A 12,767-nucleotide genomic window follows, 5' to 3' on the forward strand; every position below is an offset into this window, starting at 1 on the left:
AACCGTCTTAGTTAGCTCTTTTATTTCTCCAGAACTGATTCTGTATTTCTGCCATATGTGCCCCGCCGGGAGCAGACCGCACAAATGAAAAACCCTGCCGCAGCAGGGTTTAGCTTTACTCGAAATAGAATTAGCGACGGGCGCGTACAATCTGGTATTTGCGCGTCAGGTACTCCACCGGCGCGCTCCAGATATGCACCAGACGGGAGAACGGGAACAGCACAAACAGCGTCATGCCCAGCACCAGGTGAACGCGGAAAATAAACGCCACGCCGTCCAGATGCTGCGAAGCCCCGCCGTGGAAGGTCACCACCGACTGCGCCCAGCCGACCAGCTTCATCATTTCGCTACCGTCCATATGCTGAGCGGAGAACGGAATAGTCAGCAGGCCCAGGGCGCACTGCACCATCAGCAGGGAGAGGATCAGAATATCCGCTCCGGTGGTGGTGGCGCGCACGCGCGGGCTCAGCAGACGACGTTTCAGCAGCAGCAGACCGCCCACCAGCGTCATCACGCCGCAGGCGCCGCCCGCAATCATCGCCATCTTCTGCTTCACGTCGACCGGCAGGAAGGATTCGTACATCCAGTGCGGCGTCAGCATACCGAGAAAGTGACCGGCAAAGATCCCCAGAATCCCGATATGAAACAGGTTCGAAGCCAGATTCATCCCTTTACGGTCCAGCATCTGGCTGGAGGCCGCACGCCAGGTATACTGCCCGTAGTCATAACGCAGCCAGCTTCCCACCAGGAACACCGTACCGGCGATATACGGATAGATGTCAAAGAAGAACATATTCAGGAAGTGCATTATTGCTGTCCTCCGTTAGAGATATTCAAATATTGCGGGGCAACGGCTCCGGCAAAACGACGCTGGTGAGCGGAGATCTCCGACTCGCCGCAGCCCTGATCGGCAAAGAATTTCACCTGTTCTTCTTCCCAGACGGCGTCCAGCGCCTGCGGCGTATCGTCGCGGGCTTCATCGGCGATTTTTTCCGCCACTTTCTGGCTATCGACCTGCGCGTTAGCCAGCTTGAGCAGCAGCTCAAACAGCGCCGCGTAGCCGCTCTCGCGCTGCTGCAGGCGAGCGCTGAGCAGGCCGAGAATCGGCGCGACGTCCTGCAATCCGCCGAGCGCTTCCGCTTCCGGCAGCTGCGCCAGATACTCCAGGTACAGCGGGAGATGATCCGGCAATTCGCGGCTATCCAGCTGCAGACCGTGGCGTTCATACTGCGCCATCAGGTCAACCATCGCCTGGCCGCGATCGCGGGATTCGCCGTGCACGTGCTCAAACAGCAGCAGCGAGGTCGCGCGGCCGCGATCGAAGAGTTCGCTGTAGCGAGACTGCGCGTCCAGCACATCCTGAGCGGTCAGGTCACGCAGGAAAACGCTCAGCTTATGGGCATCCTCCGGCGCGAGCTTTTCCGAAGCGGCGATAGCGTCAAACAGCTCCTGCTGATGCTGCCATAAGGCAGCGTCAGGGTACTCGAGAAGGCGCGACACAATGACGAGTTCAATCATGGGTGCGGCTCCGTTTTGCTGGTGACGTCGATAGCATCGATACGGCGGCTGTTAAACAGATTGAACTGGCTGTCAGAACCGTGGCAGCCGTCGCCGAAGGTAAAGCCGCAACCGTTTTTCTCAGGGAAGGCGTCGCGGGCCTGCTCGCGGTGGCTGCTCGGCACCACGAAACGGTCTTCGTAGTTAGCGATAGCCAGATAGCGATACATCTCCTGCGCCTGGGCTTCAGTGAGGCCTACCTCTTCCAGCGCCCGGGTATCCAGTACGCCGTCGACGGTTTCCGCACGCTTGAAGTGGCGCATCGCCAGCATGCGTTTCAGCGCCAGCAGCACCGGCTGGGTATCGCCCGCGGTCAGCAGGTTGGCCAGATACTGAACCGGGATACGCAGGCTTTCGACGTCCGGCAGAATACCGTTGCTGCCCAGTTCCCCCGCGTCGGCGGCCGACTGAATCGGCGACAGCGGCGGCACGTACCAGACCATCGGCAGGGTGCGATATTCCGGATGCAGCGGCAGCGCCAGCTTCCAGTCCATCGCCATTTTGTACACCGGCGACTGCTGGGCAGCGTCGATAACGCCCTGCGGCACGCCGTCTTTCAGCGCTTGCTCAATCACTTTCGGGTCGTTCGGGTTGAGGAACACGTCCAGCTGACGCTGATACAGGTCTTTCTCATTCTCCGTGCTGGCGGCATTTTCAATGGCGTCCGCGTCGTACAGCAGCACGCCGAGGTAGCGAATACGCCCCACGCAGGTTTCCGAGCAAACGGTCGGCATCCCGGATTCGATACGCGGGTAGCAGAAGATGCACTTCTCCGATTTCCCGCTCTTCCAGTTGAAGTAGATTTTCTTGTACGGACAGCCGGTGATGCACATACGCCAGCCGCGGCACTTGTCCTGGTCGATCAGTACGATGCCATCTTCTTCACGTTTGTAGATGGCGCCGCTCGGGCAGGTCGCCACGCACGCCGGGTTCAGGCAGTGCTCGCACAGGCGCGGCAGATACATCATGAAGGTGTTTTCGAACTGGCCGTACATCGCCTTCTGCATGTTCTCAAAGTTCTGGTCTTTGGCGCGTTTCTCGAACTCGCCGCCCAGAATTTCTTCCCAGTTTGGACCGCTGGTGATTTTATCCATCCGCTGACCGGTGATCAGCGAGCGCGGACGGGCGATCGGCTGGTGTTTGCTTTCCGGCGCGTTGTGCAGGTTCTGGTAGTCGTAGTCAAACGGCTCGTAGTAGTCGTCGATGCCCGGCAGATGCGGGTTAGCAAAGATTTTACCGAGCAGCATCGCGCGGTTGCCCATGCGCGGCTGCAGCTTGCCGTTGATCTTACGGATCCAGCCGCCCTTCCACTTTTCCTGATTCTCCCAGTCGTTCGGGAAACCAACGCCCGGTTTACTTTCAACGTTGTTGAACCATGCGTACTCCATACCCTCGCGGCTGGTCCAGACGTTTTTACAGGTGACCGAGCAGGTATGACAGCCGATGCACTTATCGAGATTCAGCACCATGCCGACTTGTGAACGAATTTTCATTTTACGCTCTCCTGTACCTGGTCGTTACCTTCGCCATCTAACCAGTTAATATTCTTCATCTTACGTACCACCACGAACTCATCGCGGTTCGACCCTACCGTGCCGTAGTAGTTAAAGCCGTAGGCCAGCTGGGCATAGCCGCCGATCATATGGGTCGGCTTCGGCGTAATACGGGTCACGGAGTTGTGGATCCCGCCGCGCTGCTCGGTGATCTCGGAACCCGGCAGGTTTACGATACGCTCCTGGGCGTGGTACATCATGGTCATCCCGGCCGGCACGCGCTGGCTGACCACCGCGCGGGCGGTCAGCGCGCCGTTGCTGTTGAACACCTCGATCCAGTCGTTATCCTCAATCCCCAGATCTTTGGCGTCCGCTTCGCTCATCCACACAATCGGCCCGCCGCGCGACAGCGTCAGCATCAGCAGGTTGTCGCTGTAGGTGGAGTGGATACCCCACTTCTGGTGCGGCGTCAGGAAGTTCAACGCCTTCTCCGGGTTGCCGTTGGATTTCGCCCCCATCACCGTTTTCACCGAACGGGTATCAATTGGCGGACGATAGACCAGCAGGCTTTCGCCGAAATCGCGCATCCACTGGTGATCCTGATACAGCTGCTGGCGGCCGGAAAGCGTACGCCACGGGATCAGTTCGTGAACGTTGGTGTAGCCGGCGTTATAAGAAACGTGCTCATCTTCGAGTCCGGACCAGGTCGGGCTGGAGATAATTTTGCGCGGCTGGGCCTGAATATCGCGGAAGCGGATTTTTTCCTCTTCTTTATTCGTCGCCAGGTGCGTATGGTCGCGACCGGTAAACTCGCTGAGCGCCGCCCAGGCTTTCACCGCCACGTGGCCGTTGGTCTCCGGCGCCAGGGTCAGGATCATCTCTGCCGCATCAATCGCGGTGTTAAGCATCGGCTGGCCTTTCGCCGGGCCGTCCGCTTTGGTGTAGTTGAGCTTGCGCAGCAGATCCATTTCGCTCTGGGTATTCCAGGCGATGCCTTTACCGCCGTTGCCGATTTTCTCCATCAGCGGGCCGATAGAAGTGAAGCGTTCGTATGTCGCCGGATAATCGCGCTCGACGGTCAGAATATGCGGCGCGGTTTTCCCAGGAATCAGGTCACATTCGCCTTTTTTCCAGTCCTTAACGTCCAGCGGCTGCGCCAGTTCGGCGGCGGAGTCGTGCTGGATAGGCAGCGTCACCACGTCGGTCTCTTTGCCGAGGTGCCCCACGCAGACTTCAGAGAATTTCTTCGCGATATCTTTGTAGATATCCCAGTCGCTTTTCGATTCCCAGGCCGGGTCGACGGCGGCTGACAGCGGATGAATAAACGGATGCATATCCGAGGTATTCATGTCGTCTTTTTCATACCAGGTGGCGGTCGGCAGCACGATGTCGGAATAGAGGCAGGTGCTCGACAGACGGAAATCGAGTGTCACCACCAGATCCAGCTTGCCGTCGAGACCGTTGTCTTTCCACTCCACTTCTTCCGGCTTCACGCCGCCCTGCTTACCGAGATCTTTGCCCTGAATACCGTTTTCCGTACCCAGCAGGTACTTCAGCATGTACTCGTGGCCCTTACCGGAAGAGCCCAGCAGGTTAGAACGCCAGATAAACAGGTTGCGCGGATGGTTTTTACCGTTTTCCGGCTGCTCTGCGGCAAAGCGAATGGAACCCTCTTTCAGGGATTTGACGGTGTAATCGACCGGCGTCATGCCCGCTTTCTTCGCCTCTTCCGCGATGCGCAGCGGGTTGGTGCCCAGCTGCGGCGCCGACGGCAGCCAGCCCATACGCTCGGCGCGCACGTTGAAGTCAATCAGGTGGCCGCTGTAGCGGGATTTATCCGCTAACGGCGACAGCAGCTCCTGCGCGGTCACGGTTTCATAGCGCCACTGGCTGGAGTGGTTATAGAAGTAGGATGTGCTGTTCATATGACGCGCCGGACGCTGCCAGTCGAGAGCAAACGCCAGCGGCTGCCATCCGGTCTGCGGACGCAGTTTTTCCTGGCCGACATAGTGCGCCCAGCCGCCGCCGCTCTGACCGACGCAGCCGCAGAAGATCAGCATATTGATAAGACCGCGATAGTTCATATCGAGGTGGAACCAGTGGTTCAGACCGGCGCCGACAATGATCATCGAACGGCCGTGGGTCTTATCGGCGTTATCGGCAAACTCCCGCGCGGTACGGATAATGTGCGCCCGGGAAACGCCGGTGATTTTCTCCGCCCATGCCGGGGTATACGCTTTGACGTCGTCGTAGCTGCTGGCGCAGTTTTCATCGCCAAGACCGCGATCCAGACCGTAGTTCGCCATGGTCAGGTCGTAGACGGTGGTGACCAGCACGCTAGAGCCATCGGCCTTCTGCAGGCGTTTGACCGGCAGTTTGTGCAGCAGCACATTTTCCAGCTCGACTTTATTAAAGTGCTCGGTACCTTCGCCGCCAAAATACGGGAAGCCGACGTTGGCGATATCGTCGTGGCCGCCCAGCAGGCTCAGGCGCAGCTCAACGTCTTCACCGGTTTTGCCGTCGCGCTGTTCCAGATTCCACTTGCCTTTGTCGCCCCAGCGGAAGCCGATAGAGCCGTTCGGTACGGTGATTTCGCCCTTCTCATCAAAGGCGACGGTTTTCCATTCCGGATTCGTTTCCTGACCTAATGCGTCCACCAGATCAGCCGCGCGCAGCATGCGGCCCGCGGCGTAATAGCCGTCGCGCTCTTCGAGCATCACCAGCATCGGCATGTCGGTGTAGCGGCGCACGTAATCGGTGAAATACTGGCTCGGTTTGTCGAGATGGAACTCGCGCAGCATGACGTGGCCCATCGCCAGCGCCATCGCCGCATCGGTACCCTGCTTCGGCGCCAGCCACAGATCGCAGAGCTTGGCGATTTCGGCGTAGTCGGGGGTGATGGCAACGGTTTTGGTACCTTTGTAGCGCACTTCGGTAAAGAAGTGGGCATCCGGGGTACGGGTCTGCGGTACGTTGGATCCCCAGGCGATAATATAGCTGGAGTTGTACCAGTCGGCGGATTCCGGTACGTCGGTCTGTTCGCCCCAGGTCTGCGGTGACGCAGGCGGCAGGTCGCAGTACCAGTCGTAGAAGCTCAGGCAGGTCCCGCCGATCAGCGACAGATAGCGCGCGCCGGAGGCATAGGAGACCATCGACATCGCCGGAATAGGCGAGAAGCCCGCCACGCGGTCCGGGCCGTAGGTTTTGACGGTGTAGACGTTAGAGGCGGCAATCAGCTCGTTCACTTCCTGCCAGGACGAACGCACGAAACCGCCGCGGCCGCGCGCCTGCTTAAAGCTTTTCGCTTTGTCGGCGTCTTCAATAATAGAGGCCCAGGCATCCACCGGATCGCTGTGCTGAACTTTCGCTTCACGCCACATTTTCATCAGGCGTTTGCGCATCAGCGGATACTTCAGGCGGTTGGCGCTGTAAAGATACCAGGAGTAGCTGGCGCCGCGCGGGCAGCCGCGAGGCTCGTGGTTTGGCATATCCGGACGGGTGCGCGGATAGTCGGTCTGCTGGGTTTCCCAGGTGACCAGGCCATTTTTGACATAAATCTTCCAGCTGCACGAACCGGTGCAGTTGACACCGTGGGTGGAGCGCACAACTTTATCGTGCTGCCAACGTTGACGGTATCCATCCTCCCAGTCCCGGTTGGTTTTTAGAAGCTGGCCGTGCCCATCGGCAAAGGTTTCACCCTTCTGTTTGAAGTAGCGAAACCGGTCCAGGAATTTACTCATCGGGTCTCTCCTGTGTGGAGCCTGACGGCTCTCTGATAAATCGACATTGCTGGATTTGCAGCGAAGGTAACGCTATGAAAGAGGGAGAGAATTGATAACGATCAAGACGATATGGCTTATAAAAACGGGTTAACACAGTAATTACCACCAAAGTGGTATTTATTTCTATTTTTTATTTTATTGATTAACAAAGATATTTTTCATAAAAGCCTGCAGAAAATAAGGATTAGCGATTCGCCATGGTATTAAGGGGTAGATACCCCTTAAGTCATTTTTTCTGTGACTTCAGGCGGCTTTTAAAATTACCCCACACCATTAGTATGTTGTAACTAAGAAATAAATACTAAAAAGGGCGCAAATACCGTTGCGCCCTTTGCAGAAACTCAGAAAGAAATATTATTTCTGCTTGCGTCCGTAGACTGCCCAGGTAATCACCACGCAGGCGATATAGAACACCAGGAAGACCTTCATGGCGCCGGCCGGTGAGCCGGTTAAATCCAGCGAAATACCAAACGCTTTTGGAATAAAGAAGCCGCCAATCGCGCCAATCGCCGAAATAAAGCCCAGCGCCGCCGCCGTATCGGTCGCCGCTTCACGCATGGCCTGCGCTTCGCTGCCGCCCTGCGCCTTAACGCGATCCATGGTCATTTTGCGGAAGATAACCGAGATCATCTGGAAGGTAGACGCGCTGCCCAGACCGGCGGTCAGGAACAGCACCATAAATACCGCGAAGAAGGCAATAAAGTTGCCGCCCTCGCCGTGGGTCGGCAGCGTCAGGAACAGCAGGCCGCAGAAGATAGCCATAACCACGAAGTTCACCAGCGTCACGCGAGTCCCGCCGAGGCGGTCGGAGATCGCCCCGCCGGTCGAGCGCGCCAGGGCGCCGATAAACGGCCCGAAGAACGCATAGTGCAGAATCTGCACATCCGGAAACTGGGTCTTCGACAGCATGGCGAAGCCCGCAGAGAAGCCGATAAACGAGCCGAAGGTGGCAAGATAGAGCAGCGCCATAATCCACAGATGGGCGCGCTTCAGTACCGGTAGCTGCTCGCTCAGCGACGCCTTCGACGCCGACAGATCGTTCATAAAGAACCACGCCGCCAGGGTGAAGATAATCAGGAACGGCACCCAGATCCACGCCGCGTTTTCCAGATACAGCATGGAACCGTCCGGCTGCTCGCTGCCGGTACCGCCAAAGACGGCGAAGATCGACAGCGAAACCACCAGAGGGGCAACCAGCTGCATTACGCTGACGCCCATGTTCCCGAGGCCGCCGTTGATGCCCAGCGCGCCGCCCTGCTTCTGCTTCGGAAAGAAGAAGCTGATGTTAGCCATACTGGAAGCAAAGTTCGCCCCCGCAAAACCGCAGAGCAGAGAAATAATCACGAAAACGCTGAAGGGCGTAGAGGTATCCTGTACCGCGAAGCCTAACCAGACGCAGGGCACGATCATGATCCCGGTACTGAACGCGGTCCAGCGACGTCCGCCGAACAGCGGTACCATAAACGCGTAAGGCACGCGCAGCAGCGCGCCGGAGAGCGCCGGGAGCGCGGTCAGCATAAACAACTGGTCGGTGGTAAACTGAAAGCCGACTTTATTCAGGTTGACGGCAACGGCGCTGAACAACATCCAGACGCAGAATGCCAGCAAAAGACACGGAACGGAGATCCACAGATTGCGGCTGGCGACGCGATGACCGCGCTGCTGCCAGAATTCAGGATCTTCGGGACGCCAGTCGCTAATGACTGAACTGTTAGTCTTCTCCGGGATTGAAGAGTGACTCATAGACACCTCTAATAATTCATATTAACCCTGGCTACCTTATGGGTTACAGGCGGCGGTAAGTTGATATAAATCAAAGGAAAAGTTGGCGCTAATTTGGCTAAAAAAAACGCATCACTCGAAGTGAGTAGCTATTTCTGCGTAAAAAAGTGTGGTTTTTCACGTCAGTGCTGGCATTGCCCGAACGTCTGCCACCAATCCATCACACCCTGACAATTAAGGGGTAATCCTTTAGGGGTATGGGTATACTCCAGGGGATGTCCGAGAATAAGCGCCACTCCCGGATGATTTGCCGGTCAGGAGCCTCATACCCCATGTTGAAACGTCTTTTTACGCCGCTAACGCTGGTTAATCAACTCGCGTTAATCGTTCTGTTAGCCACGGTCATCGGCGTCGCCGGAATGGCGATCTCTTCTCGCCTGGTGCACGGCGTTCAGGGCAGCGCGCATGCGATTAACAAAGCCGGCTCGCTGCGCATGCAGAGCTACCGCCTGCTGGCGGCAGTACCGCTGGGCGAAAGCGATCAAAAGCTGCTCGATGAAATGACGGCAACCGTTTTTAGCCCGGAACTGCAGTACGCCGCTCGCCATGACGATCAGCAGCGCCAGCTTCAGGCGTTACAGCACTACTGGCAGCTGGAGCTGGCGCCGGGGATGCGCAGGGCGCAAAATCAGGCCTCGGTCGCGACGGATGTCGCCGGCTTTGTCGATCGCATCGACCAGCTGGTGACCGCTTTCGATCACACCACTGAGGAGCGGATTAAACACGTGGTCTGGATCCAGCGCATCATGGCCGTGGGGATGGCGCTACTGCTGGTGTTTACCATCGTCTGGCTGCGCGCCCGCCTGCTACGCCCGTGGAAACAGCTGCTCGGCATGGCCCGAGCGGTGAGCCGTCGCGATTTTACCCAGCGCGCGCAGATTAGCGGACGCAACGAGATGGCGACGCTCGGTATGGCGCTGAACAATATGTCTGAAGAGCTGGCGGAGAGCTATTCGGTGCTTGAACGCCGGGTGCAGGAAAAAACCGCCGGTCTGGAGCAGAAAAACGAGATCCTCGCCTTCCTGTGGCAGGCCAACCGCCGACTGCACTCGAACGCGCCGCTCTGCGAGCGCATTTCGCCCGTTCTTAACGGGTTACAGGGGCTAACCCTGCTGCGCGATATTGAAGTTCGCGTTTACGATATGGAAGATGAAGACAACCATCAGGAGTTTTCCTGCCACTCCGATATTCAGTGCGACGACAGAGGCTGCTATCTGTGTCCGCGCGATCTGCCGCCGCTGCCGGATACCGGCACCACCTTAAAATGGCGGCTGTCGGATGCCCATAATCAGTACGGTATTTTGCTGGCCACCCTGCCCGCCGGGCGGCATCTGAGCCACGATCAGCAGCAGCTGGTGGATACGCTGGTTGAACAACTCACCGGCACCCTCGCCCTCGATCGCCATCAGGAGCGCCAGCAGCAGCTTATCGTGATGGAGGAGCGCGCCACTATCGCCCGCGAGCTCCACGACTCCATCGCCCAGTCGCTCTCCTGTATGAAAATGCAGGTTAGCTGCCTGCAGATGCAGGGCGACGATCTGCCGGAAGCGAGCCGCCAGCTGCTGGGGCAAATCCGTAATGAACTCAATACCTCTTGGGCCCAGCTGCGCGAACTGCTGACAACCTTCCGGCTACAGCTCACCGAACCGGGGCTGCGCCCGGCGCTGGAGGCCAGCTGCCGGGAATACAGCGCCCACTTCGGTTTCACGGTACGCCTGGATTATCAGCTGCCGCCGCGTTTTGTTCCATCGCATCAGGCCATTCATCTGCTGCAAATCGCCCGGGAAGCGCTCAGCAACGCGCTGAAGCACGCCAATGCCACCGACGTCAGCGTTACCGTGGCGTTGCGGGACAATCAGGTCCGGCTAACGGTGGCCGATAACGGTCGCGGCGTGCCGGACCATGCGGAGCGCAGCAACCACTACGGCTTGATTATCATGCGCGATCGCGCGCAGAGCCTGCGCGGGGACTGTCAGGTTCGGCGTCGGGAAACCGGCGGTACCGAAGTGGTGGTCACTTTTATCCCTGAAAAATCGTTTTCAATCCAATAAGGAGAACTTCATGAGTCAACAGGAACGGGCAACCATCCTTCTCATCGACGATCACCCGATGCTGCGCACCGGCGTCAAACAGCTGATCAGCATGGCCCCGGACATCCAGGTTATCGGCGAAGCCAGCAACGGCGAGCAAGGGATTGCGATGGCGGAATCATTAGATCCCGATTTGATTCTGCTGGATCTCAATATGCCGGGCATGAACGGTCTGGAAACCCTCGACAAGCTGCGCGAAAAGTCGCTTTCCGGCCGCGTGGTGGTATTTAGCGTTTCCAATCATGAAGAAGATGTGGTGACCGCCCTGAAACGCGGCGCCGACGGCTACCTGCTGAAGGATATGGAACCGGAAGATCTGCTGAAGGCGCTGCAGCAGGCCGCAGCAGGCGAAATGGTGCTCAGCGAAGCGTTAACCCCGGTGCTGGCTGCCAGCCTGCGCGCTAATCGCGCCACCTCGGACCGCGACATCAGCCAGCTAACCCCGCGCGAGCGCGATATTCTCAAGCTGATTGCCCAGGGCCTGCCGAACAAAATGATCGCCCGCCGTCTGGATATCACCGAAAGTACCGTCAAAGTCCACGTCAAGCATATGCTCAAGAAAATGAAGCTGAAATCGCGCGTGGAAGCGGCGGTTTGGGTCCATCAGGAGCGCGTATTTTAGGGCAGATGCTGCCACGACACGCCCTCGGCCGGTACCCGTACCAACGGCTCAGTCAGCGCCAGTGCGATCTCATTGGATGAGACGCGCTGACCCGTTTTATCCTCCACCACCAGCGAAAGATGCCAGCGGTTGCTCGCCCCGGCTTCGCTGCTCCAGCGCGGCATAATCACAGTCCAGCCGTCCGTACTGTTCGCCTCAATTGGCGATGTCAGGCTTAGCGCCTGGGTGTCCCCCTGCCAGCTCAGCGACTTAATGCCGTGCAGGCTGCGAATCTGCAGTTTTAGCTGCACCGTTTCCCCGGGCTGAAGATCCCAGGGCGGCGTCGCCAGATAAACCGACAGCGTTTTACGCTGGCGATATTCAACGACCGGCAGGTTATCCCGTTCCGGGCTGTCGTAGCGGCTGCCGCGAAGCGATCGGCTAACGGCGACTTCATCGGCCGCCAGCTGCTGCTTCAGCGGGACGCCGAAGCGATAGTTCAGCTTCAGCCCGACATCATTTTGGCTGACGCCGCTCTCGCCCTGCTTATGCTTCGCCGTGACCGTCACCAGCGGAACGGGAGTGTAATTCAGCCCCACCGACACCGCGACCGGGTTATGGTAGCCGGTACCCGAATGGAACAGATCGACGCTATCGCCAAAATACTGCTCCACGCTGACGCTGGTATTAATGTGCTGATAAAACGGCAGCCGCGCCTGGGCGGTCACATCGTAGCCGCTCGCCATACGCTGCTGCTGGGTCAGGCTACTCCCCTGCTGCCAGCCGCCGAGCGGCTGGTAGTAGTTCGCCGACAGGCGCAGCGACTCGCCCCAGGCTTCGGCCCCGACGCTGCCGCGCGCCATCCGATCGTCCAGGGCTTTATCGTAGAAAGAGTTGTAGCCCAGCAGCCAGGAGCCCATCCGCCAGCGCTGGCCGAGACCAATATTGCCGACCAGACCCGTATCCCGCTGGGTGACCGAGTACTGATTCCAGGTAAGGTAGTCGCCGTTATCCTGCAGAGGGACAAACCAGCTCCCTTTGCTGCCGGTAAAATTGCCCTCTTTATCCACCAGCAGATCGACGTTGGCGTTGCCCCACGGCGAAAGCCAGCTCTCCAGCTGGTGGCTGACCTCGTTCCCCAGTTTACCGATGGCAAATACTCGCGCCTGTTCGCTGGTTGTCAGCCCGTTATCGCTCATACTGGCTTCGCCAAATTTCTTCGCCATCTCGGCAAAGTGCTTTGCGTCGTCGTCGACCTGCGGCGCCAGGCCGAGGTCAGGTAAGCTCTCAGGCGCGCCGGAGAACGCCTGATTATCCTGCAGCGCGCGGGCGGGCGCGCCTGCCAGCAGCAGGAGAAGCGGTAAATACGGGGTTATGCGGAACGACAAAGAGCTCAAATCGGTTACGTCTACTCACGAAGTGGTGGCGGCAAAACCTAAGTTTATCGTTTTTTCCCCGCCCT

At 58.3% G+C, this 12,767-nt stretch carries 8 protein-coding genes; 2 read left to right on the forward strand and 6 right to left on the reverse strand.

The window, feature by feature from the left end; genetic code table 11:
- Window positions 1-130 precede the first annotated feature (130 nt).
- The 5 genes from narI to BJF97_RS17280 form a co-directional block, all read right to left on the reverse strand.
- Entirely contained in the window at window positions 131-808 is a 678-nt protein-coding gene (gene narI, locus BJF97_RS17260) for a respiratory nitrate reductase subunit gamma (protein ID WP_004103123.1), read from the reverse strand.
- The gene (narJ, locus tag BJF97_RS17265) at window positions 808-1,518 is read right to left on the reverse strand and encodes a nitrate reductase molybdenum cofactor assembly chaperone (protein ID WP_014229743.1); all 711 of its coding nucleotides are present in this window, start codon (window positions 1,516-1,518) and stop codon (window positions 808-810) included. The genes narI and narJ overlap by 1 nt, the downstream gene beginning before the upstream one ends.
- Window positions 1,515-3,050, reverse strand: coding sequence for a nitrate reductase subunit beta (gene narH / locus BJF97_RS17270; protein WP_014838755.1), 1,536 nt, complete (start codon window positions 3,048-3,050; stop codon window positions 1,515-1,517). Before narH ends, narJ begins: the two co-directional genes overlap by 4 nt.
- A complete protein-coding gene (locus BJF97_RS17275) occupies window positions 3,047-6,790 on the reverse strand; it encodes a nitrate reductase subunit alpha (protein WP_014229745.1) in 3,744 nt (1,247 codons plus the stop codon). The genes narH and BJF97_RS17275 overlap by 4 nt, the downstream gene beginning before the upstream one ends.
- A 396-nt stretch (window positions 6,791-7,186) precedes the next feature.
- Window positions 7,187-8,575 (reverse strand): NarK family nitrate/nitrite MFS transporter, encoded by a 1,389-nt coding sequence (locus tag BJF97_RS17280; protein ID WP_014229746.1) that lies wholly within the window; start codon window positions 8,573-8,575, stop codon window positions 7,187-7,189.
- Between the two features lie 311 nt (window positions 8,576-8,886).
- On the opposite strand from BJF97_RS17280, the gene narX reads away from it, so the two are divergent.
- A complete protein-coding gene (gene narX / locus BJF97_RS17285; protein WP_014229747.1) occupies window positions 8,887-10,665 on the forward strand; it encodes a nitrate/nitrite two-component system sensor histidine kinase NarX in 1,779 nt (592 codons plus the stop codon).
- Window positions 10,666-10,675: 10 nt separating this feature from the next.
- A complete protein-coding gene (gene narL / locus BJF97_RS17290) occupies window positions 10,676-11,326 on the forward strand; it encodes a two-component system response regulator NarL (protein ID WP_004103129.1) in 651 nt (216 codons plus the stop codon).
- Here the strand turns inward: narL and BJF97_RS17295 are convergent.
- Complete coding sequence (locus BJF97_RS17295; RefSeq protein WP_014838758.1) at window positions 11,323-12,702, reverse strand: YchO/YchP family invasin; 1,380 nt, start codon at window positions 12,700-12,702, stop codon at window positions 11,323-11,325. The two genes, narL and BJF97_RS17295, sit on opposite strands and share 4 nt — an antisense overlap.
- Between the last annotated feature and the right edge of the window lie 65 nt (window positions 12,703-12,767).

This window comes from Klebsiella sp. LTGPAF-6F (assembly GCF_001753185.1).
Classification (GTDB): Bacteria; Pseudomonadota; Gammaproteobacteria; order Enterobacterales; family Enterobacteriaceae; genus Klebsiella; species Klebsiella michiganensis.

Coding starts and splice junctions, on each gene's coding strand:
- narI (WP_004103123.1), bottom strand. CDS start 808: ATGCACTTCCTGAATATGTTCTTCTTTGACATCTATCCGTATATCGCC.
- narJ (WP_014229743.1), bottom strand. CDS start 1,518: ATGATTGAACTCGTCATTGTGTCGCGCCTTCTCGAGTACCCTGACGCT.
- narH (WP_014838755.1), bottom strand. CDS start 3,050: ATGAAAATTCGTTCACAAGTCGGCATGGTGCTGAATCTCGATAAGTGC.
- BJF97_RS17275 (WP_014229745.1), bottom strand. CDS start 6,790: ATGAGTAAATTCCTGGACCGGTTTCGCTACTTCAAACAGAAGGGTGAA.
- BJF97_RS17280 (WP_014229746.1), bottom strand. CDS start 8,575: ATGAGTCACTCTTCAATCCCGGAGAAGACTAACAGTTCAGTCATTAGC.
- narX (WP_014229747.1), top strand. CDS start 8,887: ATGTTGAAACGTCTTTTTACGCCGCTAACGCTGGTTAATCAACTCGCG.
- narL (WP_004103129.1), top strand. CDS start 10,676: ATGAGTCAACAGGAACGGGCAACCATCCTTCTCATCGACGATCACCCG.